Origin of the sequence: Paenibacillus sp. FSL R10-2199, assembly GCF_038000235.1 — a bacterium.
GTDB lineage: Bacteria > Bacillota > Bacilli > Paenibacillales > Paenibacillaceae > Paenibacillus_AQ > Paenibacillus_AQ phytohabitans.
This window is the reverse complement of the sequence record NZ_JBBOBO010000001.1, coordinates 4,036,279-4,060,533: the sequence shown is the minus strand read 5'-3', so window position 1 is coordinate 4,060,533 and position 24,255 is coordinate 4,036,279. Positions and strand designations below refer to the sequence as shown.

General features: G+C 51.7%; 23 protein-coding genes and 1 riboswitch. Of the genes, 1 reads left to right on the top strand and 22 read right to left on the bottom strand.

Translation table 11 applies throughout. From position 1 onward, the window contains the following. Window positions 1–74: 74 nt before the first annotated feature. From ccsA to NYE33_RS17310, 20 genes are all read right to left on the bottom strand, one after another. Window positions 75–1,337, bottom strand: a complete 1,263-nt coding sequence (gene ccsA, locus NYE33_RS17405; RefSeq protein WP_042138646.1) for a cytochrome c biogenesis protein CcsA — start codon at window positions 1,335–1,337, stop codon at window positions 75–77. Continuing rightward, entirely contained in the window at window positions 1,334–3,022 is a 1,689-nt protein-coding gene (resB, locus tag NYE33_RS17400) for a cytochrome c biogenesis protein ResB (RefSeq protein ID WP_341066785.1), read from the bottom strand. The genes ccsA and resB overlap by 4 nt, the downstream gene beginning before the upstream one ends. Continuing rightward, window positions 3,019–3,543 (bottom strand): thiol-disulfide oxidoreductase ResA, encoded by a 525-nt coding sequence (resA, locus tag NYE33_RS17395; protein WP_042138648.1) that lies wholly within the window; start codon window positions 3,541–3,543, stop codon window positions 3,019–3,021. Before resA ends, resB begins: the two co-directional genes overlap by 4 nt. 112 nt (window positions 3,544–3,655) lie before the next feature. Continuing rightward, complete coding sequence (locus tag NYE33_RS17390; RefSeq protein WP_039301714.1) at window positions 3,656–4,414, bottom strand: pseudouridine synthase; 759 nt, start codon at window positions 4,412–4,414, stop codon at window positions 3,656–3,658. A 20-nt stretch (window positions 4,415–4,434) separates the two neighbouring features. After that, on the bottom strand, window positions 4,435–4,779 hold the full coding sequence (locus tag NYE33_RS17385) for an N-acetylmuramoyl-L-alanine amidase (RefSeq protein ID WP_039301711.1): 345 nt from the start codon (window positions 4,777–4,779) through the stop codon (window positions 4,435–4,437). Between the two features lie 505 nt (window positions 4,780–5,284). Further along, window positions 5,285–5,764: a hypothetical protein gene (locus NYE33_RS17380; RefSeq protein WP_341066783.1), complete on the bottom strand. Its 480-nt coding sequence runs from the start codon at window positions 5,762–5,764 to the stop codon at window positions 5,285–5,287. Continuing rightward, complete coding sequence (locus NYE33_RS17375; protein WP_341066782.1) at window positions 5,757–6,041, bottom strand: hypothetical protein; 285 nt, start codon at window positions 6,039–6,041, stop codon at window positions 5,757–5,759. Before NYE33_RS17375 ends, NYE33_RS17380 begins: the two co-directional genes overlap by 8 nt. Window positions 6,042–6,071: 30 nt before the next feature. Next, the gene (locus tag NYE33_RS17370) at window positions 6,072–6,560 is read right to left on the bottom strand and encodes a spore maturation protein (RefSeq protein WP_445669817.1); all 489 of its coding nucleotides are present in this window, start codon (window positions 6,558–6,560) and stop codon (window positions 6,072–6,074) included. A gap of 52 nt (window positions 6,561–6,612) precedes the next feature. Then, entirely contained in the window at window positions 6,613–7,284 is a 672-nt protein-coding gene (locus NYE33_RS17365; RefSeq protein WP_039301699.1) for a nucleoside recognition domain-containing protein, read from the bottom strand. 731 nt (window positions 7,285–8,015) lie between these two features. Continuing rightward, window positions 8,016–9,254, bottom strand: coding sequence for a D-alanyl-D-alanine carboxypeptidase family protein (locus tag NYE33_RS17360; RefSeq protein WP_341066778.1), 1,239 nt, complete (start codon window positions 9,252–9,254; stop codon window positions 8,016–8,018). A gap of 176 nt (window positions 9,255–9,430) precedes the next feature. Continuing rightward, window positions 9,431–9,919, bottom strand: coding sequence for a GerW family sporulation protein (gene ytfJ, locus NYE33_RS17355; protein ID WP_039301696.1), 489 nt, complete (start codon window positions 9,917–9,919; stop codon window positions 9,431–9,433). Window positions 9,920–10,001: 82 nt separating this feature from the next. Beyond that, entirely contained in the window at window positions 10,002–10,697 is a 696-nt protein-coding gene (locus tag NYE33_RS17350) for a DUF2953 domain-containing protein (protein ID WP_042138652.1), read from the bottom strand. Window positions 10,698–10,880: 183 nt separating this feature from the next. After that, window positions 10,881–11,483 carry an SMC-Scp complex subunit ScpB gene (gene scpB, locus NYE33_RS17345; RefSeq protein ID WP_039301691.1) on the bottom strand — a complete coding sequence of 201 codons (603 nt, stop codon included), beginning with the start codon at window positions 11,481–11,483 and terminating at the stop codon, window positions 10,881–10,883. Next, entirely contained in the window at window positions 11,452–12,243 is a 792-nt protein-coding gene (locus tag NYE33_RS17340) for a segregation and condensation protein A (RefSeq protein WP_042138653.1), read from the bottom strand. The genes scpB and NYE33_RS17340 overlap by 32 nt, the downstream gene beginning before the upstream one ends. Before the next feature lie 236 nt (window positions 12,244–12,479). Further along, the gene (ribH, locus tag NYE33_RS17335; RefSeq protein ID WP_036727378.1) at window positions 12,480–12,947 is read right to left on the bottom strand and encodes a 6,7-dimethyl-8-ribityllumazine synthase; all 468 of its coding nucleotides are present in this window, start codon (window positions 12,945–12,947) and stop codon (window positions 12,480–12,482) included. A gap of 42 nt (window positions 12,948–12,989) precedes the next feature. After that, on the bottom strand, window positions 12,990–14,243 hold the full coding sequence (locus NYE33_RS17330; RefSeq protein WP_042138654.1) for a bifunctional 3,4-dihydroxy-2-butanone-4-phosphate synthase/GTP cyclohydrolase II: 1,254 nt from the start codon (window positions 14,241–14,243) through the stop codon (window positions 12,990–12,992). 60 nt (window positions 14,244–14,303) lie between these two features. Next, window positions 14,304–14,972 (bottom strand): riboflavin synthase, encoded by a 669-nt coding sequence (gene ribE / locus NYE33_RS17325; RefSeq protein ID WP_042138655.1) that lies wholly within the window; start codon window positions 14,970–14,972, stop codon window positions 14,304–14,306. A 125-nt stretch (window positions 14,973–15,097) separates the two neighbouring features. Beyond that, the gene (gene ribD / locus NYE33_RS17320; protein WP_171716711.1) at window positions 15,098–16,198 is read right to left on the bottom strand and encodes a bifunctional diaminohydroxyphosphoribosylaminopyrimidine deaminase/5-amino-6-(5-phosphoribosylamino)uracil reductase RibD; all 1,101 of its coding nucleotides are present in this window, start codon (window positions 16,196–16,198) and stop codon (window positions 15,098–15,100) included. 223 nt (window positions 16,199–16,421) lie between these two features. Next, window positions 16,422–16,594, bottom strand: a riboswitch (FMN riboswitch). 106 nt (window positions 16,595–16,700) lie between these two features. Then, the gene (gene mscL / locus NYE33_RS17315) at window positions 16,701–17,102 is read right to left on the bottom strand and encodes a large conductance mechanosensitive channel protein MscL (RefSeq protein ID WP_042141359.1); all 402 of its coding nucleotides are present in this window, start codon (window positions 17,100–17,102) and stop codon (window positions 16,701–16,703) included. Window positions 17,103–17,280: 178 nt separating this feature from the next. After that, on the bottom strand, window positions 17,281–20,781 hold the full coding sequence (locus NYE33_RS17310) for a collagen binding domain-containing protein (protein WP_341066773.1): 3,501 nt from the start codon (window positions 20,779–20,781) through the stop codon (window positions 17,281–17,283). 275 nt (window positions 20,782–21,056) lie between these two features. Between NYE33_RS17310 and NYE33_RS17305 the strand changes: the two genes are divergently transcribed. Beyond that, entirely contained in the window at window positions 21,057–21,818 is a 762-nt protein-coding gene (locus NYE33_RS17305; protein WP_156118671.1) for a YwaF family protein, read from the top strand. Between the two features lie 473 nt (window positions 21,819–22,291). Here the strand turns inward: NYE33_RS17305 and NYE33_RS17300 are convergent, their stop codons facing one another. Together NYE33_RS17300 and lysA are read right to left on the bottom strand one after the other, a co-directional pair. After that, window positions 22,292–22,723: a peptidylprolyl isomerase gene (locus NYE33_RS17300; protein ID WP_039301672.1), complete on the bottom strand. Its 432-nt coding sequence runs from the start codon at window positions 22,721–22,723 to the stop codon at window positions 22,292–22,294. A 140-nt stretch (window positions 22,724–22,863) separates the two neighbouring features. Further along, window positions 22,864–24,198, bottom strand: a complete 1,335-nt coding sequence (gene lysA, locus NYE33_RS17295) for a diaminopimelate decarboxylase (RefSeq protein WP_042138658.1) — start codon at window positions 24,196–24,198, stop codon at window positions 22,864–22,866. Window positions 24,199–24,255: the final 57 nt, after the last annotated feature.

Here is a 24,255-nt window from a genome sequence, read left to right as displayed (position 1 = left end):
ACACAACAACCCCTTCATCAAATACAGTAGAACGTTACCCTAAAATCTTGTGCGTGCCAGAGAATATAGTCTACTCAGTCTGTCCCCGCATAAGAGTGAAGTCCGGCGATCACAAGATTAACGCCAACCAGGGTAAACATTACGATCAGAAAGCCGAGTACAGCGAGCCAAGCGGACTTGCGTCCCTGCCATCCGCGGGCCAGCCGCAAATGGAGATAAGCACTGTAGAACAACCAGGTGACGAGTGCCCACACTTCCTTAGGGTCCCATCCCCAGAACCTGCCCCAGGCCACTTGAGCCCATATCATTGCAAAAATCAAAGCCCCCAGTGTAAAGATCGGGAAACCGATGGCGATCGCCCTGTACGTTATTTCATCAAGGTCATTCTCATCAATTCCGTCGAGTACCGGATGAATCGCCTTACCCAGCGGTTTGCGGACAGCCAGGCGGAGAATTCCATATAGAATCAGCCCGGACAGCAGTGACCAGATAACGGTATTGAACTTGCGCCCGGCATTGACACCATTCATCCAGGATGGAGCTTCGAAGAGCGGTTCTTTTATGCCAAGAAACGACTGGAAGCTCTCAATTTCGCTATGGTAAGGTGCCACAATCGGCGGCATTTTATAACTCACTTTCTCTATTGTACTATCTCCCTGCCCGGGGCTGTCAATCGTAACGTTAGTGCGGACAAAAACAGATTCATAGCCGGCACCGCGGAAGGCAAATACAGATCCAAGAAAACCAATTATAACAATGATTGAGAACAGAGTAAATTCGACAAGTCTCTGCTGCTTGCGGTCACTGCGTTCCTTGCTGCTGAAATCGACCGTCCGCAGGAGATACATCAGCCCGGCGGCAAAGCCTACAGCGAAGAACGATTCCCCCAGTGCTGCCAGCGTAACATGAATGTTCAGGTAGATGGATTTCAGCGAGGGGATCAGCGGCTGTACTTCCTGCGGAAATACCGCTGCATACGCCATCACAATAATCGAGATCGGAACCGCGAAGACACCGAGAATAATTTTGCGGTAAATCGCGAAGATCACCGTAAATGCAACCATTACCATCATCGATAAAAAAGTCATGAACTCATACATGTTACTTACCGGAATATGACCCGATCCCATCCAGCGTGTAATGAAGTATGCCAGATGGCACAGCAGCCCGAGCGAGGAGGCGATAAAAGCAATTCTCCCCCAGCGTGCGGTATGCTCCTCCGGCTTCCTGCCGGACCATCTGCGCCCCATAATGGCGATGGTGAACAACATGAATGCTCCGCTGTATAAAAAGAATGCGGCAATAAAGACGTCACTGCTGAAATCGAGCAAGCTCATGCCAGGCCTCCTCCGTTGTCCAATGATTTTTCATCGACTATCATGTCTATCTTCTGGAGAATAGAAACGATCTCACGGCGGAAGCCGAACCAGTTCTTGTTTGTATGGCCTCCCAGCACCAGTTCCCCGCCGTCGACGGTCAACCAGATGCGTCTATGCTGCCAGTAGAAGCCGAGGATCAGCCCCAGCATGATAATACCCGCACCAACCCAGACAAATGGCATTGCCCGGTCGACCCGCACATTGAGATAGGTGGTGGATTCTGAGAAGTCAACGTCACTCATGCTGCCGACCTCAAGCTCCAGAAACCGCCCGCTGCCGCCAAGCTTGTCGTTGATGGCTGACTGCTGGAATTGCTCCTTGTCAATCTGCTTCGGAAAATAGAAATACTGCTGCCCCCCGGCCGGAAGCTCCGGCCCTTTAATAAGGAAGAGGAATGCAGGGGCATTCGGATACGGTGATTTGGACACCGGCTGGCCTTCATCGCTCAATCCGAAATCCATATATTTCTCTTTCAGCTCCAGCGTATACGGACCTGCCTGGAAGCTGCGCTGCGGATTCTTCATATCCAGTTCAAACTTGCCGTAAATCTCGCCTGTGGAAGAATTCGTCAGCCCGGGCTGTACAGAACGCAGCACAGGGGTCAGGTCATAATCAAACTGATACGCTTTCAATCCTTGGTAGCTGAGCGGTGAATTCACCTGAATGTCATGCCGGGCCACTTCCGTAAGCTGCGGCTCCTTAGACGGGTCCGTGCAATCGGCAGTACATTCATAGAGAACCGCCCGGGTCTCGTAGAGCTTGGGAAGCACCTTGATTCCGCGGAACTCCTCAGGCATCTCTTCTTCCGTGTAGAATTCTACGGTGAACTTCTCATTCTTAAGATAGAGGCTGGTGTCCGGTATTTTGACGGTCTCCCCTTGCGGAAAAGCTAGATGCTGGTCCATATTCAGCCCCGGAAGTCCTCTCGCCAGCACGGCGAGCAAAAAAATAATCAGGCCGATATGTATTACATAAGGTCCCCAGCGGCTGAAACGGTGTTTCTCGGCCAATAAAGCGCCGCCCTCCGTCCGGACGCGGTAACCTTTCTTCCTGAGCGGCTGGACGATGCGCGCCACCCACACCTCCGGCTCCTCTTCCACTTGCGTTACGAGCGTCAGCTTCTGACGGGTCAGAAACTGGCGGTGCTTGCGGATCTTTTGCCGGGTTAATGCCTTGTAAAGCGGAAGCACACGGTCAAGGCTGCAGATGACCAGAGAAGCTCCGATCATTACGAGCAGCGTCACAAACCACCAGGATTCATAGGTATGCGAAAGGCCGAGTCTATAATATATATTCCCGGCTGTTCCGTACGTTTCTTGATAATATGTTGAAGCGTCAATATTCAGAAAAGTGCTCTCTTGCGGAAAAATGGTACCCAGCATAGCGCCCAGCAGTGTCAGCACAATCAGATAGATGGCGATTTTGACCGAGGAAAAAAAGTTCCATACCCTGTCGATCACTCCGGGACCTACACGCTGTGAACGGCGGGCTACCCCATCGTAACGCATCTCCAGATTCTCGGAAGAGTTCCATTCCTTCTCATCCAGCGGCTTGCCGCAGGCTTCGCAGAGAACAGTGCCCACAGGATTCTGGTGACCGCATTCACACTTGGTATTGCTGATTAGCGGCATGTGCTCCTTCATTCTCCCACCAGCTTCCCGATTTGCTCGTCAAGCGAGCTCAAATCCAGCTGGCCGATATGAATGCTGTCTACCTTGCCCTTCGTATTAATGAAGAAGGTGGTAGGCAGCGGGGAAACCCCGTAACTGCGGACGGCATCACGCCCCGTATCCATCACAACCGGGAAATCAATATCCACGAGCTTCACGAAATTGTCCACTGTCATCTGATCCTCGCCTACATTAACGCCTACGACCACTACGCCCTGGTCTTTCCACTTCTCCCACTGTGCCTGCAGGGCAGGCATCTCCTTCACACAAGGGGCGCACCAGGAGCCCCAGAAGTTAAGCACAACCGACTTCCCTTTGTACTCCTCCAGCGTATGGGTCACGCCGTCCAGCCCAAGCAGTTCAAAGTCCGGCGCTCTCCCGCCTTCCGTGGGTTTGCCATCCCCTCCGAACACGGAGGAACCGATTGCATAACCCCCGAGCAGAAGGATTAGAAATAGTATCACGATTTGTATTGGCTTTCTGGCTTTGCCCATACGAGGGTGCCCCCTTCTGTGACGCAACTCATTACTTTAGTTGTTAGGTGTGAACATCCTATGAACATTATAACGAATATTGTCACAGTTTTAGGAGGGGGAATTGTGAACTTTATGTGTCTTTGCGTGTCGTATTCTCTCTTAGCGCCCCGGCCTTGGCTATTTGCTGCAGATGATTGATTTCATCCTTGGTCAAATGACGGTAGGAACCGCGTTTGAGATTCTGGAGCAGAATATCTCCGAACGAAATCCGTTTCAGGCGGATCACCGGATGGGCAATTGCCTCAAACATCCGCCGTACCTGACGGTTGCGGCCTTCATGAATGGTAATGCTGATGACCGTTTCTTTATTCGCTTCATCAACGTCCTTGTATTCAACCTCCGCCGGAGCCGTCATGCCGTCTTCCAGCTTAATTCCGGCCTTCAGCTTGTCCAGTGCCGTGCCGTGCGGCACACCCTTGACCGTCGCCAGATACGTCTTCGGCACGTGATGCTTCGGATGCGTGAGCAGATTGGCAAACTCACCGTCATTCGTCAGCAGCAGCAGCCCCTCCGTATCATAATCCAGACGGCCTACAGGGTATACGCGCTCTGTAATGCCTTTCAGGTAGTCGGTTACCACCTTGCGGCCCTTGTCATCGGATGCGCTTGTAATTACGCCCTTGGGCTTGTTGAACATGATGTAGATTTTGTTCTCGCCCCGGATCAGTCTACCGGAGACCTTAATAATATCTGTTGCGGGGTCCACCTTCGTGCCAAGCGTAGTTACGAGTTCCCCGTTGACTTCCACTTTACCGGCCAAAATCATTTCTTCACATTTGCGTCTGGACGCAACACCTGCTTGCGCCAAAATTTTCTGTAATCTTTCCATTTTCGACTACTCACCTCAGGTTAATGATAACCATCAGAGGGATAAATCACAAGATCATTCCATGGAAAAAATGCTCCCGGACAAGTTTTGCTATGCGGTTCAACGAGTAATGGCGCAATTTGATAGCGCCCTGCCAGCTCCAAAATGAGTTTACCTGCCGCAAATAGCTGCTGCTGGCGTTCCGGTAAGCCGGGAAGCTCATCCGCTTCACCGTAGTTGCCCTCCAGGCAGATATGAATATGTTCGGGATCTGTCAGCAGCGGCGCAGCGTAGATCCCCCCTTCCAGCCCGACCCAGAAGTCAAACCCCTTGCCGTTAATGGACGGACAGCGGGAATGATGAAGAATAAAGCCTTTGTATTCCATCCCTTGCCCTCCTCCCTCCGTATTGCTGAAATAGCATATGAAGTGGGGAGGTGCGGGGTGATGACTGGTTATTAAAATCTTTGGGGCTCGTGGCGCGGTGCGCTGGAGCAGACGCAGGACGCGAGGGCAGACGCCTGACGCGAGGGCAGACGCGGGACGCGAGGGCAGACGCGGGACGCGAGGGCAACAGCGGGCGAGGGCTAATCGTAACTCCGGGGAATGTTTGGACTTCCGGCCGCTGTTAAAGTTGGATTTCCTTGATTCTACTGCCATACAGCAGTTGAAATCCAGCTTTAAAGGCGGTCGCTGACGCTCCTCCAGTTCCAAACTTCCTCTCGGTTACTCCGCCAGCGCCAAGCCACCCCTGAACAGATTAATACAAACAGTCCTCACCCCTTGGTGGTGGGTGAGGACTGTAGTGGCACGCGGTGGCTGCGGTACCCGTACAATTATCTCGCAGTCTAAATCCTGCATGAAATACAACATTTTCTTCGAGATATCGGCCTTAATCGAAGATTGTTGTATAAAAGGCATCATTTCCCCTCCTTTTAGGAGAAAAACGAAAAAATTCTTGTACTACATACAACAATCCTCCCGCACAGCGGCTTTTTAACGGATGCGAGTTGTAATCCATACAACATTTTGCATGTACCAGGTTGGTCAGCGGTGGTTCGGGTGCTAATTGGAATAGTCTTACGTTGCAGGCAAGGATCAGGACGCAGCGGTCCAAATTCCACGCTGTCTCAAAAACATCTGTCCCGAAATGGAGCAGATACAGTAAAAGGGGTATGTACTGGCCATCAATGTACAGCAGTGCCCATTCACTAAAATATCCTATCGTCGGCTCTTCCAGCGGAACAGCTCGGTCTAATAAAAGTGCCGCACCGACAACAATCAGATTCATGAATGAAATGAATCTGCTGTTTAAGCCAAGTCCGAAATCATCCAGACCATTACCGGTAATGTCAGCTGCGTAATTAAACATAATGATCATATATGTATAAGCATCCCATGAAGGCAGCCAGAATCTTCCTTCGGGCAAAAAACGCTAAGAGTCCTGAGAACACGATGACCCCAAGCACTGCATTGTATTGCAGGATGCCACTTCCTGCGTGTTCCCGGCCTACATTCAGCACCAGGAAATCAATCAGGAGAAGCAGGATAACCCCCCCACATAAAATCAGCAGTTTGCGAGCCAGATCTTTCCGGTCCTGCTCCCGCTTCCACTCTTCCCGTATAACGTCAGCCGCATGCCGGATCAAATGAATGAAAACAAATTCATCCCCCCTCTCTTACCCGAATATCAGCAGACAAACCGCAATAGCAGCGATAAAGCCAACGACATCCGAGAACAAGCCCACCTTAAGGGCATAACGGCCGTTGCGGATCCCTACAGCGCCGAAATAAACAGTCAGCACATATAAGGTTGTATCCGTGCTGCCCTGTATAGTAGAAGCAATCATGCCTATCAATGAGTCCGGGCCGTGGACCCGGATCAGATCTGTAGTATAGGCAAGTGATCCAGTGCCCGTCAGAGGGCGCAGGAGACCGAGCGGGAGGACTTCAGCAGGAATCCCAAGACTTTGTACAAGAGGGCTTACAAAGCCCATCAGGAAGTCCAGCGCACCCGAAGCGCGGAAGACACTGATCGCCACCAGCATGCCGACCAGATGGGGGATAATCGCAATGGCTGTGCCGAATCCATCTTTCGCACCCTCCACGAAAGATTCGTAGACCGGAACCTTGCGGGAGAAAGCATACAGCGGAATAAAGGTGACCATTACCGGAATTGCCCAGGCGGATATTAGACTGATTAACTGGAACACGGAAGGCTCACCCTTTCACTGAAGAATGCGGGAGCGTAGCACTCCCTTTCGCTGCAGCGGTGCCGGACCTTATCGCAGGCGGCGGTCCGGGCGGCCTGCGCAGCAGTGTCAGGCGGCGGCACAGCCTGTCCGCGGCAATGGCGGCAAGAGTAGCCACCGCCGTCGCCGCCAGCGTGGTGCCGACGATTGCCGCCGGGTCAGCCGATCCGTAATTCAGCCGGATCGCAATCAGGGTTGCCGGAATCAGCGTGATACTGGCAGTGTTCAGTGCAAGCAGGGTACACATGGCTGGCGTTGCAGTTTCCTTATCCGGGTTGAGTGTCTGCAGCTCCTGCATTGCCTTAATGCCCATGGGTGTAGCGGCATTTCCAAGTCCCAGCAGGTTGGCGCTCATATTGGAGAGGATATAGCCGATCGCAGGATGGCCTTTGGGCACATCCGGAAAAAGAAACGATACTACCGGTCCCAATACTCTGGAGATTTTCTTCAGCAGGTCTGCATCCTCCGCAATCCGCATAATCCCCAGCCAGAACACCAGCACACTGATCAGCCCGAAGCTTACGGTGACCCCGCTTTTGGCACCGTCAAACACGGCAGCTGTGAATTCGTTCATCCGTCCGTTTACCGCCGCAAATACAAACCCGATCAGGATCATCCCCAGCCAGATACCATTTAACATGCTTATCCCCTCCTCCAGCTCTATTTCTTCTTACCTGCCCTAGTTCTCTGCATAGCCCACTTTGAAATGCTGATTAAAGTATATCTGTACAGATGCTACTGTCTGAGTATGACTTCTTACTTAACGATATATTTTGCGGATGAAATAGTGGGATTTATGTTACTTATTCTCCGGATTTCAGCTGCTTTATGGATTTTAGAGGGTTTTTTGCTGCTTATTCTGCCCATACCCTAGTGATCCGCCAATTTGAATGAAATTAGGTGTTGTTTATCCAACTACGTCTTCGAGTATTCAGCTTTCCGCATTAACAGATGCCTTTTCTCCAATTAATCCCCTCACGGCATGAGCAAGATACGATAAGACGGTCTTACTACGTAGCTAGGTGAATGCTAAGTGAGCGCTAGTTGAGTTCTAGTTGACTGCAAGTTGAATGCTGTATGAGCGCCAATTGAGCATTAGTTTAGCGTCAGCTTTAAAGTAGTGAAACCTATTGGTAAAATCGCTTGCGGAGGGTTTGCAGTGACCATACTACGGTATATGCTGGAGGCTTAATTGCACTTTGTACAACTAAAACGTCTGATTCTCAACCCATTAACCGTTTAGTTGTATTTCGTGCAATTAAACTGCCAGGTGTAGATGATTTCCAGCGATTCGGGCAAATTTAGTTGTACAGAATACAGTTAAAAGTTGTAAGCCTACCTTTTCGCTGTTTTTAATTGCACATTGTACAACTATCTGTGCTCTTCGCCGCTCTTGAACAAAGCACGCAGCGCGCTGCCGAATGCCTGCAGCCAGTTGTCCGCCGGATAAGCCGTACCTCCCGCAGGACTGTATTTCTTCTCATAGGGTGATGTTTCCGGCGGCAGCTGGCTTGGCGTATACACCGGAACCCGGCCGATTTCCTTGCCGCCCAGCTGCATTATAATTACACCCTTCAGCCCGAAGCTGCTGGTGTTGGTGCTGGTCTTAGTGCCGGCACTGGCACGCGCCTCTGTTCCTGCGGAACTCTTCTCTTCGCTTAATACCAGCTTGGTAACAAGCCTTGCCTCTTCCCCTTGTCCGAGCGGATAGGCGAAATCCTTGCCGGTCACCAGGGGGTAGCCGCTGACGCTTTCTCCGCGTTCCACTAATGTTTTGAGCGGATAGTGGTTGAAGCCGAAATCCAGCAGCGCCGAATGGTCATTCCAGTCATTGCCGTCATTCAGCGTAACAGCGACAAGCTGCTGGCCGTTTCGGGTAGCGGAGCTGACCAGGCAGCGGAGCGCTTTTTTGGTATAACCCGTCTTCACACCGTCCGCCCCTTCGTAGAGTCGCAGCATTTTATTTTTATTGCTCCACTTGTAATCCCATTTCTCATACGGATTGTCCGCCGTCTTCTCTTTGGTAGCTACAATCTCCTTGAACACAGGGTTATGCATCGCGTAAGCAGTCAATACAGCCAGATCATTTGCGCTGGAGTAGTGTCCTTCGGCATCGAGCCCGTGCGGATTGGCAAAATGCGTATGGGTTAAGTTAAGCGCCTCCGCCTTGGCATTCATCAGATAGACGAAGCCCTGCTCGGAGCCTCCGACATGCTCGGCAATCGCGGTGGCCGCATCATTACCCGAACGCAGCATTAATCCGTACAGCATATCCTCCAGCGTCATTTCTTCGCCCTGCTTCAGATACAGCGAAGAACCTTCCTTGGCAAAAGCATTTTTGCCGACCTTGACCTTTGAGGTCAAGTCACCGTTCTCTATCGCTACAAGTGCTGTCATTATTTTGGTCAAGCTGGCAATCAGCATCGGCTCATCCCCGCGGCTGCTGTATAGAAGTCTTCCCGACTCCACATCAATCAGCGCCGCCGCTCTGGCATGAGTGGATATGGAACTATTCTCAGCCCGAATAGAAGACAGCGGCACCAGTGCAAGCAGCAGTAAACACAATATTAAGGAAATCAACGATTTTCGGGTTAATGTCTTCATGTTCATCCTCCGGCTTCTTATCAGGTCTAGGGCAGCGGTTCTTCCGTCTTGCCTGGTTGTACAAGTGTATGCGGTACGGGGGACTGGTATGTCCCATCCGCTTCTGTCCGTCAAAAAAGGGATATCACCTTTGAAAGGCGATACCCCTGCTTATTCTTATCCTGCCGCCTTCTGCCGGTGTGTTAGTGTGCTGATGAATGCGTATCCGGCTCGGTCTTCACTACGGTTTTGGTCACCGTGGTACCCGCTGCGTCTGCCCCCAACGGCATGCCGTTCGGCTGGAACATATTCTGGATTTTATCGATCAGGTTAGGTGTTGCATCAATAATTTTCTCGAACAGATGGGTTTGATTGTCAAGCGGCACAATATGTACCCCATCCCTGCCCACTACCAGAAAAGCGATTGGCCGTATGGATACACCGCCCCCGCTACCGCCCCCGAAGGGAAGCATTTTGACTCCGGTTCCGCTGCCGTTTACACCCGGAGCATCGTCTTCCACCCGGAAGTCACTGCCGCCTGCGGCAAAACCGAACGCGACTTTACTGATCGGCAGAATGATACTGCCATCTGGTGTTTCTACTGGATCTCCGACAATGGTATTTACATCCACCATGCCTTTGATATTTTCCATAGCCGTCTGCATGAGACCTTGAATAGGATGATCTGACATTGTTTTTCTCCTCCTCGTGTGTATATAAGTGTACCTGCAGTCTTATCTTGCCCACTATGGAAGGGAGTATGTAGTCTTTTTATCACTGGCCCCGGCTAAGCAGTTTCTTCCATCTCCCGAGGCCGCCTTCCACCTTCGAAACACGCCGCAATAATAACAGTCCCGCATAAAAAGCATAGCCTGCAGAAAGCTTGCCTGTGCAGACCGCTTCCGTTGAGAAACAAGGCTCGTCGCTGAACACCGGGGCAACGAACATCCGCGGATTCCGCTGCAGTCTGACGAAACGCGATACCCAGCCGATCATGGTCCACTTCATTCCCCATAAAGCGCCAGCCGCGGTTGCCGTATCTGCCGCATCGCCCAGCGAGAAATCCGTGGACCAGTCCAGCTTGGTAATCCGGACATGCGATAATGTGCCAACCAGCCATTTTTTGAGACCGCGGGTTGCCTTGAGTGCAGTACGGATGTTCTTTAACCATTCCGTCACGGATTCCCGGTCGATTTTTTCTTCTTTGTCGCTGTCCATTTTCACCGGGGCGATTCCGCTTTTTTCGAGCTTAACCTTAATGCCTTGTTCAAGGCTGTCAAAAACCAGCGCAGGCAGCTCATAATGGAATTTGACCAGCCCGTATACAGCTTTGATATCAAATTCAATACGGTCATCCTTTCCCAGCCTGCATAGACGGAAATGAAAATGAATCGATGAAGCCAGAACCAGCAGGCATAGCAGAATAACCAGCAGCAGCAGGGATAAGGGTATTACAAGCCATAACGTCACAATCGTAACCTCCAAGCAGCCTCAGGTAATGTGAATAGTGGAGCCTCTGGTTTAGTATGGCAAATCCCGCTGGATAAAATTCGGCATTTCAGCAAACATCTCCAAAAGATTCTGCCGCCAAAAAAAATGCCGCTGTCCCGGCGGGGACAACGGCATTGCTGGAACAGCGCGTATCCGCTGCGTTTATTCTGTCTCTACCTCTTCAAAGGTCATCTGGCTGTCCAGCTTGCTGAACAGCAGCTGCGTCTCTTCTTCCAGGCCCTCTGAGGTGTCGAAGCTCGACGGCTCCGGAAGCTCCTTCAGGCTGGCCAGGCCAAAGCTGTCCAGGAAGGACTTGGTCGTTCCGTACAGGATCGGACGGCCGACGGCCTCTGCCCGGCCCACCTCATGAATCAGATCCTTATTCCCCAGCGTATGAATGGCCCGTTCGGACTTCACCCCGCGGATTTCTTCGATCTCCACTCTTGTAATAGGCTGGCGGTAAGCCACAATAGCAAGTGTCTCCAGCGCTGCCTGGGACAGGGATGATCTGGAAGGGGAATACGCCAGACGCTCGAAATATTGCGCATGCTCCGGCAGTGTCGCCAGACGGTAATTCCCGGCGATCTGCACTACCTGCAGGCCCCGGCCCTGCGAGCTGTAATCGTCTTTCAAATCCTCCAGCGCCCGTGTAGCCAGATCGGGCCGCTGTTCGGTAATCTCGGCAATCTGGCGTACAGATAAACCTTCATCCCCTGAGAGAAACAGCAGGCCTTCAATAATTGATTTCAGCGTGTTGTAGTCCACTGACTTCCTCTCCTCCTCTCCACTCCATCACAATATCGTCAAATAATTTCTCCTGGTAGCAGAAAATCGCCTTCATCTTCATCAGCTCCAGAATGGCCAGGAAGGTCACTACAATCTCATGCCGGGCCATCTCATCATGCAAAAGCGACGAAAAGCGCAGTCTGCCGCCCATCCCCTTACGCTGCAGTGCTTCCGATACATCACGAATCCGGTCTTTCACCGAAATCTCATCACGGGTAATCCGCTGATAAGAGGATCTCCGGGCCGCCTTGCTCAGCGCCTTACGGAATGCGGCAATCAAATCAGCGGTGTGCAGTCCCTTTAGCGTATTATCGGTCTGCGTAGGAACAAAGGGGCCCAGATCCTCGGGCTCCTTCGTGAAAATCAGGCTGCGCTCGCTCTCCATATCCAGCAGCTGCACAGCAATGCTCTTGAATTTGCGGTATTCAATCAGCCGCTGTACCAGCTCCGCCCGCGGATCATAACCGTCGTCCTCGTAATAATCGAAATCCTCGATTTCGATCACCGGCGGCTTCGGCAGCAGCAGCTTGCTCTTGATCGACAGGAGGGTAGCAGCCATAACCAGAAATTCGCTGGTGATATCCAGCTCAAGCTCCTGCATCCCCTGCAGGTATTCCATGTACTGCTCGGTGATCTCGCTGACCGGAATGTCCTGGATGTCGATTTCCGCTTTGTCAATCAAATGCAAGAGCAGATCGAGCGGACCTTCGAACGTCTCCAGCTTGTACAATACAGTCACGCGGTTTCCTCCAGCCCAAAAAAAGTAAAGTGCAGCGCCGCACGGACGCTACACAAGTAGAAAGATCCTTGAGACTGCGGCGAAATAAAGTACCGCTAATTTGATGACAAAACTCCCAAACCCATGGAGACTTGTCATCAAAAGCGGATACCAATTTCCTCGCAGCTCCTTATGTTCATGCTTTCTTCTCATACATATAAATAAGCACGACTTACGCTGATTCGTCAAGAGGGGTGTTATTTAAACAGCTTGTTCAGGTTCGCCATTTCGATCGCAGCAGTTGCCGCATCCCAGCCTTTATTGCCCGCTTTGGTTCCGGAACGCTCAATGGCCTGTTCGATATTCTCGGTCGTCACCACGCCGAAGATCGTCGGAACGCCTGTCTTGAGATTAATGGCTGCAACGCCCTTGGCAACTTCATTGCACACATAATCATAGTGTGTTGTAGATCCGCGAATAACAGTACCTAGAGTGATTACTGCATCATACTTGCCGCTTTCGGCCATTTTTTGCGCGATCAGAGGAATTTCGAATACTCCCGGTACCCAGGCAACATCCACTTCATCGTCAGCTACGCCATGGCGTTTGAAGGCATCGAGCGCTCCGGAGAGCAGCTTGCTTGTAATAAATTCGTTGAAACGTCCTACGACAACCCCGTATTTCAATCCTTCAGATACTAAATGTCCTTCAAAATAATTCGGCATTATGCTCATCAACCCTTCATGTATAAGTTAGTGATTCTATAATTAAATTTTGGAATCCTCGTTTTGTTCGATCTTGTCAAAAGTCAGCAGATGGCCAAGCTTGGCCTGCTTCGTATGAAGATACTTAGTGTTGTCCTTGTTCTCCGGCATCTGGATCGCCACGCGCTCCACCACTTCAAGGCCGTAGCCTTCCAGCCCTTTGATCTTGCGCGGATTGTTGGTCAGCAGTCTGATCTGGCGGATGCCCAGATCCTTGAGAATCTGTGCACCGATGCCGTAATCACGCAGATCCGCCGCGAAGCCCAGCTTCAGGTTGGCATCTACCGTATCCAGTCCTTCTTCCTGGAGCTTGTAAGCACGCAGCTTATTGATCAGGCCAATCCCCCGGCCTTCCTGGCGCATATAGAGCAGCACCCCTCGGCCTGCTTCTTCAATCTGGCGCAGCGCCGCTTCAAACTGCGGGCCGCAGTCGCAGCGGTGGGAATGGAATACATCGCCGGTCAGGCACTCGGAATGCACACGCACCAGCACCGGCTCGTCACCGGAGATATCACCTTTTACCAGAGCAACATGCTCTTTGTCATCCACTTCATTCGTGTAGGCAATCGTCTGGAAATCACCGAAATCAGTCGGCAGATTCACCGCAACCTCGCGCGTAACCAGATGCTCCTTCTCATTACGGTAGTGAATGAGGTCCTTGATGCTGATCAGCTTGAGATCATGTTTCTTCGCGATCTCAATCAGGTCAGGCAGGCGGGCCATCGTACCGTCAACCTTCACCACTTCGCAGATGACGCTCGCCGGATAGGCGCCGCACATGCGGGCCAGATCTACAGCAGCTTCCGTATGGCCTGAACGCCGCAATACCCCGCCCTTCTTCGCGATCAGCGGGAACATGTGGCCCGGTCTGCGGAAGTCGGAAGGCTTCGCATTCGGGTCCAGCATCGCCTTGATGGTCATGGATCTTTCCCCGGCGGAAATACCGGTAGTGGTATCCTTGTGGTCAATAGATACGGTAAAAGCAGTGCCGTGGTTATCGGTATTCTGGGCCACCATCGGCTGCAGATCCAGTTCCTCTGCACGTTCCGCGGTAATCGGCACGCAGACCAGGCCGCGTCCCTCGGTAATCATGAAGTTAATAACTTCAGGGGTTGCCCGTTCGGCAAGGGCGATGAAGTCTCCTTCATTCTCGCGGTCCTCATCATCAACAACGATGATCACCTTCCCGCGCATCAAATCATAAATCGCATCCTCAATCGGGTCCAGGACGCTGTCCTTCTTGTCTTGCTGGCTCATGTTACTGTCCTCCTGATGGCTGTACGCTGCCTTACCGGCTGCCGTATGCCTAATCTTTAATTATACAAACCCGTTGGCCGCCAGAAAATCGTGGCTGATCTTCGAGCTCTTCTTATCTTCTTCATCGCCGGAACGTGAACCATAATGCAGCAGATGATCCACATACTTGCCCAGCACATCACATTCGATATTGATACTGTCACCCGGCCGTTTATGGGCCAGCACCGTTTCTCCAAGGGTGTGGGGAATGATAGAGACAGTGAACGTGGACGACTCTGTATCCACTACGGTGAGGCTGATGCCGTCAATCGTAATGGAGCCTTTGGGGATGATGTACTTAAACAGCGATTTACGGTCCGGCGCAATTTCGAACACGACCGCATTCTGATCGCGCTTCACGCTGCGGATCTCGCCGGTTCCATCCACATGACCCTGGACAATATGCCCGCCGAACCGTCCGCCCGCTGCCATCGCGCGCTCCAGGTTCATTTTGCCCCCGGGCCGTAAGTTTCTGAGATTGCTGTTGCGGTAGGTCTGAGGCATCACATCAACCGTGAAATAATGGTCGCCTATGGATGTGGCTGTAAGGCAGACCCCATTGACGGAGACGCTGTCGCCAATCTTCAGATCCCCCATAATGAGGGAGGCGCCGATATTCAGCACCATCATCTCCCCTCCGCTGGTGACGCTGCGGAGGATACCCACCTCTTCAATCAGGCCGGTGAACATACTATCCCTCCTTCATAACTATATAAGACGCACTTAAGATTTGAGCTTGAAGCATAGTCGTCACGGCGGTGAGCATTTGGACTTCCGCCGCTGCCCGCCACCCGATTTCTTGTTCTTATCCGTTGTTAGCGCGCCGGGGTACCGCTGATACAGACATTATCCCCGAGCACTTCCACTTCCAATCCTTCGAGCGTAATGGCATCCCGCATCAGTTCCACACCCGGAAAGTCGAAGGTACCTGCAGCAGCGGCGCCGCCTCCGACAATCTTCGGAGCGAAGAAGAGAACCACGCGGTCAACCAGTCCCTGCTCCAGCATCGCACCGTTCAGCGTACCGCCGCCTTCGAGCAGGATCGAACCAATCTCCATTCCGCCCAATGCTGTCATCGCGGCCTGCAGATCGACACGCGGTCCGCTGCCTGCGGCCACAACCTGAACACCCGCAGCGAGCAGTGCTGCCTTCCGCGCCGGATCACCCGCTTCAGTAGTAACGACCACCGTAGGTGCCAGTCCGTCAGTGACAACGGCGCTCTCCAGAGGCAGCCTCAGTGTAGAGTCGATGATAATCCTGATTGGATTGAGCCCGGGCACATTCAGCCTGGTCGTCAGCGAAGGGTTATCGGCAATCACCGTATTCACCCCGACCATGATTCCCTGATGGCGATGGCGCAGGGTATGTACTAGCTCCCGGGATTCAGCATTTGATATCCATTTGCTGTCCCCTGTACGGGTGGCAATTTTGCCGTCCAAGGTGCTGGCGCTCTTCAGTGTAATGAAAGGCTGCTTCGTCAGAATGTACTTGATAAACTTCTCATTCAGCCGGATAGCGCGGCTCCGAAGCAGGCCTACCTCAACCTCAATGCCTTGCTCGCGCAGCATTTCAACCCCGCGCCCTGCAACCTGCGGATTAGGATCTTCACAGGCAACGACAACTCTTGCGACCCCTTCATCGATCAGGCGCTGGCTGCAGGGAGGCGTGATGCCATAATGGCTGCAGGGCTCCAGCGTAACATACGCTGTGCTTCCCTGTGCCTTGCCAGCAGCCATATTGAGCGCATGAACCTCGGCATGCCCGGTGCCGCGCTGCAGATGCGTGCCGATCCCGATCATGGCACCATCCTTCACAACAACACATCCGACCACGGGATTGATTCCGGTCTGTCCTTGAGCCCTTTCCGCCATGTCCAGCGCAAGAGACATATAGAACTCATCATTCATCTTATCCATGTGACTTCCCTCCAATCAGCCGGCTATATTCATAATGTGCACAGTTTAAACAGAAAAACCCGTCTCAATCTCCAGGAGGAGTTCAAGACGGGATATACGAGAGGTATCAGCAGCTCAAAAAATAGGTGCGTAAATAAACGCCGGATTTATGGCATTGTGAAAATTCGCACGTAATGTTCGAAAATACTGCAGCACGGCCGCCTATATAAGCACAGCACGTCAATCTCTCCTTCTTCCATCCAGACTATACTGTCGGTCCCGGAATTGCACCAGGTCCACCGTCCGTACCATCAGCATACGGATCGGGTAGCGGACTGAGCAGCAGAACTGGCCAGAAACAGCCAATCTAACAGCATCACCGCCGGTAGGGAATTACACCCTGCCCTGAAGGATTGATATATTCAGTTGAATAATAAGTTTTGCCTACAACAAAATTATCACTTACGTGCCGGAAATGCAAGTGTGTTTCGGAAATTTACTTTATTTATGTAACTTAGTTCCCTTAATTCCCTGACTCCCGCTGCTTGTCCGCTCTCAGCAAATCACGAATTTCGATCAGCAGCGCAACCTCCGGTGCCGGAGCAGGGGGCTCGACAACTTCGACTTTAACAGTTTCCTTGCGTCTGAATCTGCTGGTCAGCTTCACTACCAGAAAGATAGAGAATGAAATAATGAAGAAGTCCAGTACGGACTGTAAGAACAGGCCGTAATTCACGGCGGCTTCTCCGCTGCCCAGATGAAGCTCCTTCAGATTGGTATCTCCACTTATTAAGCCGATAAGCGGCATAATGATGTCACTAACCAAAGAAGTAACAATTTTGCCGAAAGCCGCCCCGATTACAACCGCCACTGCCAGATCAAGCACATTCCCCTTCATGGCGAAGCTTTTGAATTCCTTCCACATGGACATTACTATATCCCTCCGAAACTTTGAATTTTAGTAATTATAGCATTTCCGCCGCAGATGACCAATCTATTCTAAGCCTTTCTTAAGTCACGGCAAAAAGAGCAGGCAGCTATTTTCTGCCGCCTGCTCTTGGTGAAGGCTGATCCTATGATCAGCTGTCCTGTTTAACTACCGGTTATTCCTGATTCCGGTTCCGTCTGAACACCCGGTGTAATACGAACCCGATCAGGATCAAACCGAGTCCTGCCATATAGATCGGCAGCGGGCTGTTCTCTCCAGTCTGCGGCAGTGTTCCGCCGGAGTCTGTTGCCGTGACCGTCCCTTGCGGGATGTCTTCATCTTCAATATCAACACTGCCGAGCGGAATGTCCTCATCAACCGGCACTTCCGGTGCCGGCGTGACTGGTGCAGGTGTAACCACTGCTACCGGCGCAGATGGCTGCGCTGTTGCGGATAAGCCTGGACCTGCCGGGATTTCCAGATCATCGATAATGATCCCCGGAACCACCGTGCCCGCCGGTGTTGGTACCGGCGTAATATCAGGTGTGACTGGCGGTGCTGTAGGATTAGACGTCGCCTCCGGTCCATTCGTTGCCGTTGGAGCAGCCGTTGGCCCAGCTGTCTCTACAGGCGGTACCGTTGGAAGCGGTGTGGCTGTCGGTGCTTCTGTCGGCGCAATGGTAGCCGTCGGTATTGGCGTTGGCGTGGCTGTCGGCTGCTCTGCAGGAGTATTCGCTACGGTCAGATTCACTGCTGCGGATGAACCGATAGTCACCGCATGCTCACTTGTATCCAACACATAACCTGCCGGTGCTGCAGTTTCAATCAGTACATAGCTGCCCAGCCAGATATTGTTGAATACTGCATTGCCCGCTGCATCCGTAGTCCGGGTATTCACAAGCACACGATCGCTGCCATTCAGGCGGTACAATTCAAAGGTGGCACCTGCAAGTGCTTTGGTGCTGTCACCTGCATCAATTTTGTGGACATTCAGCGTTCCTCTGACCCCGCTGCCCGTTCCCGAGCCGCTGGATACGCCGACTATGATCTCTTTACTGGTATCCTTGTTGACCAGTACGACATTATTACCGCTGAAGTTAACGGTATTGACCAGCTTATCCCCCGTATTCGCTACGATCAGTGATTGATATTCAAGCACATATGCGGAATGGATATCCTGGAGGAAGCTAAGCACGAAGGTCTGCTTACCCTCTGCATCAGCACTGATATTCAAGGTGTAGTCCGTATCCTTTACAAGCTCAGGTCCGCTCTTCGTTACATCACCATTCACGGCTGTAACTGTCCGGTACAGATGGAACGTGTCCGGCAGCAGAATCTGATTGGTACTTGGCACATCTGTAATAACGGCATCCTTCACATGGGACTGTGTCCGGTTAATAGCGATCGTCCACTGCAGCTTATCACCGTTCTGAACGCCGTCTTTGAATACATATTCGTCGCCATGCGGAATATCTACCGAGGCCTTCAGAGCTTTGGAGACCTTCTTGGTGCCATCCAGCAGATTAGCTGTGTTAGCAACTGTGGTACCAATCAACTGCCCTGCAAGGCTTGTTTTGAATACAACATAGTAAGGCGAATTGATCGCATTGTCAAAATCCACCTGAAGCTCATTCCCGCTTCCGACAGTGTAGCTATAGGAGCTGGCGGCAAGTTCGGTGCCGAAGCTGTGAGCCCCTCCAGGAGCAATATTCATCCGGTACACTTTCAGTGAACCCGGCACCAGTGACTGTCCCGCGTTCAGTATGTCTGTTACCCGGGGATCAGCAATAGCCTTACTGTTGTAATTGACGCCCACTGTCCAGGTGATCTCTTTGGCAGACGCATCATATGCCCCGGATTTGAAGCCGTTGTTCTTCACCTCAGGACCCGGAATGAACTGCCCTCTGGCTTCTGTCCATTGGGCGTTATTCGCGCTGTCCTTCCAGTCAATCCGCGCTACGTTAATGAAATTATCTGTAGTACCTGTAAGCCAGTCATTACTGAATTCAGTCTGATAACTGATTGTGTATGTGCCGCTGATCGGTGAATTGAATTTCACCTTGAAGCCTTCGTTAGGCTGTGCCGGTGAACCGGCAATCAGTGTATACGCTGAAGCATTAAGCACGGTGCCGGCTTCATTGCGTACGACCAGTGAACCCGCGATAAACTTCTGGCCGCCGTACGGGAAACTATCCGTAACCACTACCTGGCTCATCGGATAATTATCGCCGTTCAGCGTAATCTTCCAATCCGTTACATGGGTGGCGTAGTTGACTCCTGACAAATTCTTATAAATGATGGCCGGCCGGATAAGCTGTGTAGCCTTATCGCTATAAGTACTGTCTGAGACAGTGTTGGTAATAGTGGTATCGCTGAATACGCGGTCTACTGCTTTGGTCTTATATTCGATCAGATATGCAGAGGTCACAGCATCTGCAAACTCCAGTTTGAATCCGGCGTTTGTGCCTTCAACAACCGGCGTTACTGTATAGTCTGCACCTGCGGTTAGAGCCGTCCCTTTCGTAGCTCCTCCTGCAGAATCCAGCGTCACCGGATAAATCCGCAGCGAGTCTGCAACCAGCTGCTGGGATTGATTGAATACATCTGTCAACACCGCATTCTCTGCAGAGATCGTGCGTTTATTGTAGTTGTATTCAATAGCCCAGGTGATGGTCTGCTTCCCCCACTCATAGCTGGCTGCCTTCTTCTTGATGCTTCCTCCGCGTTCAATAACGACTGTAGCCGAGCTGCTTACCGGATCACGTCCATCACCGGTGAAGGTAGCGGTATTCGTGAAGCTGGTCAGACTGTCGCTGACTACCTGTGTTGTATAGGCAATGCGGTACGCACCTGTGATTACAGGGTCTGTGAAGCGGAGAACAAGTTCACCGCCGGAAACGTCAGCGGTATATTGGCTGCTGTCTACAAGCTGGCCTTGAGTCACTGTACCGTCAAGCAGAACATTCAGCTGGTACACTGCAAGGGTTACCGTGCTGTCCAGCGACAATCCCGCAGGAACAGGGTCTGTCACCACCGCATTGCTGACCGGTTCCAGCTTCTTATTGACATCCACCGTCCAGAAGATATGATCAGCATTGAAGCCGCTGGACACACCTTTTTTCTCAATCGTCGAACCCACGGATGGCTTAAATGCCACGCTAATGGTCTGTATTCCGCCGTTTACGGGGAATAGAATCTGCTGAACCGTACTGCCGCTTATCACCTGTTTATCGAATTTGGTATTAATCCGCAGGGTTCCTTGTACGTTGTCATGACTCTCAATGTAGTCGTTGAAGGTCATGACTATCTGATGTGTCGACTGGCTCACTGTGAACGTCCCGACATCTCCATCGTCGGACACAAGACCGCCCTGGATATCATTGAACAGCTCGAATTGCTCAGGAAGCTGGAAGGTGAAGCTATCTCCCTGAGTATATCCGTGCCCGTTGGGAAGCGACCAAGTATAATCCAGCGTAACAGTAGAGTCCACATCATATACACTACCTGTTACGGTCTGTCCGTCCGGCCCATACACAGCCATTGATACACTGGTAATAATGTCTCTGTCCTGCTCGATTCCCTCCGCTTTAACCTGCTGGGTGAACCCCAGTCCGTAGGCATACTGCACAAACAGCATGATTATTACAATTGCCAGACTTGTTCTTTTTTTCACCATTTCCCAGAAGCCCCCGTTCTTAAGTTTGATATGAAACGAGCATGCAGAAAAGATGGCTGCCGAACGCACCGGTAAAAACACTCCGCCTGATGGGTCGTTATGTATACGGGCATATGCGTCCATCTTATGTAAATAAACCGATACTCCTGTCTTTTCTGTCTAGCCCGAACGATATATACTTATATCACCTAAGAGTAGATCTTTAGAATCAGTTATATTCAAATTATGAACTTTTATTTTCTTTTATTTATTTCTGGATTCAAGGAGAGAGCACAGTGAACCTTAATCTTTTTTGGGACCGCCATCGTAATCATGATTTCTCAATGTTCTCAACCCCGCATCTCATTGCCCTGTCTATCGTCGCCCTATGCTGTCTGCTGCTCTACGGATCACGTTTCGCCCTGCGTACACATTCCGGTCTGAGGCGCAGTGTCCGCCTTCTGCTGGCACTGCTGCTGATCGCCTGCGAGGGCGGGCTCCATGTCTGGTATGTCTCCCAGGATATCTGGAGCCGCAGTTCCTCCCTGCCGCTTGAACTATGCGGTATTACCCTGCTCTTGTCGGTAATCATGCTTCTTACACGCAGCAGGCTGCTGTATTCTTTTCTCTACTTTGCCGGGATCGGCGGTGCATTCATCGCCCTGCTTACGCCTAATCTGGTCTACCCGTTTCCGCATTTCCGCTTCCTGCTGTTCTTCATTGCCCACGGGTCGATTATTCTGGCATCCCTGTACATGACCTGGATTGAAGGCTACAAGCCTGCCTGGCGCTCACTGTTCTTCACCATGCTCTGCCTGAATGTTATCGCCGCATGTGTCTATGCCGCCGATATGCTGCTGGATTCCAACTATATGTTTCTGGCTCACAAGCCCAGCACGTTCTCCGTACTTGATTATTTCGGCCCTTATCCGTATTATCTGCTCGTCGAAGAGGCCTTTGCCTTTGTCATCTTCCTGCTGATGTTCCTGATCTTCTTCAAGCTGCCGGAGCTGTATGCCTCCCGGCGCGGCCGCAGAGGCTGGACCAGTATGAGGTAAAGGCTAATATGGGCAAAAAAAAGAGGCTGTCCCAAAAGCCATGATATGGCTGCTTGGGACAGCTCTTTATTTTGGAGTAGGATTAACGTGAGCACTTGGGTGGACGCTCCGCGAACGGAACGTTGTTCCAATCGCTGTGCTCTCCAGATTTTTTCATTCCCTTTAACGGTGAAAATCCGGAGACCAAGGCGACCGCTGTCGCTTTTCCACAATCGTTCCGTCCTCTCAGCTGTTTAAGCGGGAATTGTATCAATCTTTTAAAAAATAAAAAGAAACCTCTCTTTGACAAAATGGAAGTGCGACCATCCATTGTTAACCAAGGTGAGGTTTCTTTTGCACATTCAATAGACCATGATGGACCCAGTCTGCGTACTTTCCAGGGTCTCTACAACATATAACTCTTTCATAAAAAAGGGGCTGCCCATGCAGAAGAAATTCTTCCTGTGAGACAGCCCCTTTTGACGATGCTTGTATTATACTTCTACGACTTCAACGGTAGCCATTTTGTCGCGGCCTTTGAAAGCATCGACTTGGTCCATACCTTCAACCACTTTACCGAATACAGTGTGTACTCCGTCAAGGTGAGGCTGTGGAGCATAAGCGATGTAGAACTGGCTTCCGCCTGTGTTCTTACCCGCATGGGCCATAGCCAGGGAGCCGCGCTCATGCTTGTTCGGGTTGATTTCGCAGTTGATGGTATAACCAGGGCCGCCGGAGCCTGTTCCGTTAGGACAGCCGCCTTGAGCTACGAAACCTGGAATTACACGGTGGAACAACAGTCCGTTGTAGAATCCGTCTTTAGCCAGTTTCTCAAAGTTTGCTACAGTATTAGGCGCATCCTGTTCGAACAAGTCGATCAGCACGACACCGCCGTTTTCGAGTGTAATTTTCGCTTGCTTAGCCATATGTAAATGACCCCTTTCGAAATGACAAATATAGAACACTTTTATTAGTTTACTATGAAACGGGGCACAAAGCAAAGCAAGCGGGAACGATCCCCGCCTGCCCTGTAGGACTGCCCCGCTGCCTGCGCAGCGGTTAAGGTTTATTTCGTAACGGTCTGTTTGGCAATACGTGCCGGCACAATATCATTGGCGACGATATCCTGATGCGATTCACGGCGGACCACCAGATCGCTCTGGCCGTTCTGTACGAAGACTACCGCCGGACGGCGGATACGGTTATAGTTGCTGGCCATGGAGTAATTGTAGGCTCCTGTGCAGGCAACAGCGAGCAGATCACCGCTCTCTACCTTCGGAAGCTCTACATCCCAGATCAGCATATCCCCGCTCTCGCAGCATTTGCCGGCGATGGATACGGTCTCCTCGTTAGGCTCAGTCGCGCGGCTTGCGAGCACGGCTTCGTACTTGGATTCATACAGCGCCGGACGCGGATTGTCCGTCATTCCGCCGTCAACGGCAACATATTTGCGCACACCCGGAATTTCTTTGCTTGTTCCTACGGTGTACAAGGTCGTACCGGCATCACCTACGATACTGCGGCCCGGCTCAACCCAGATCTGCGGCAGCCCATCGCCGATACCGGCGAAATGCGTCTTCACTGCATCCGTAATAGCTGCAACATACTCGGAAACCTGCAGTGGAGTATCTCCATCCACATAACGGATACCGAATCCGCCGCCAAGATTGACGACCGGGAAGCTGATGGCCAGCTCTTCCTTCACTTTGCGGGTGAACTCGGCGATCCGCTCAACTGCAAGCTGGAAGCCCTCTGTCTCAAAAATCTGCGAGCCGATATGGGAATGAACGCCAAGCAGGTTCAGATTGGCTTTGCCGTCTGCCTGTCTTACCGCTTCCTGCGCGGAGCCGTTGCCGATATCGAAGCCGAATTTGGAATCCGTCTGTCCGGTCGATGCGTAGGCATGGTGGGCATGCGCTTCTACGCCCGGAGTAACCCGGAGCAGAATATTAACCGTTACTTCCTTGCGGGCAGCAATCGCCTGCAGCAGGCTGAGTTCAACCAGGTTATCGACTACAAAGCAGCCGATGCCTGCATCGATCGCCATTTCAATCTCATCCGGAGTCTTGTTATTACCGTGGAAGTGAATGCGTTCTGCCGGGAAGCCGGCTTGCAGCGCGGTATACAGCTCACCATCGGAAACAACATCCAGCGAGAGTCCTTCCTCATCCGCCAACCGGCACATGGCCATCGTTGAGAAAGCCTTACTGGCGTAAGCAACCTGGAAACCGAGTCCGGAAGCTGTAAAAGCGTCCATGTACTCGCGGCAGCGGCGCCGGACCAATTGCTCGTCCACTATATATAGCGGGGTACCATACTCCGCTTTCAATTCTGTCACATCACATCCGCCGATTTCCAAATGCCCTGCATCGTTAATTCGGCTCGTCCCGTGTAAAAACATTGCGCAGTCCTCCAATTTCTGTGGAATATCTGTTCCACCCTGTCTAGTATATGTTAC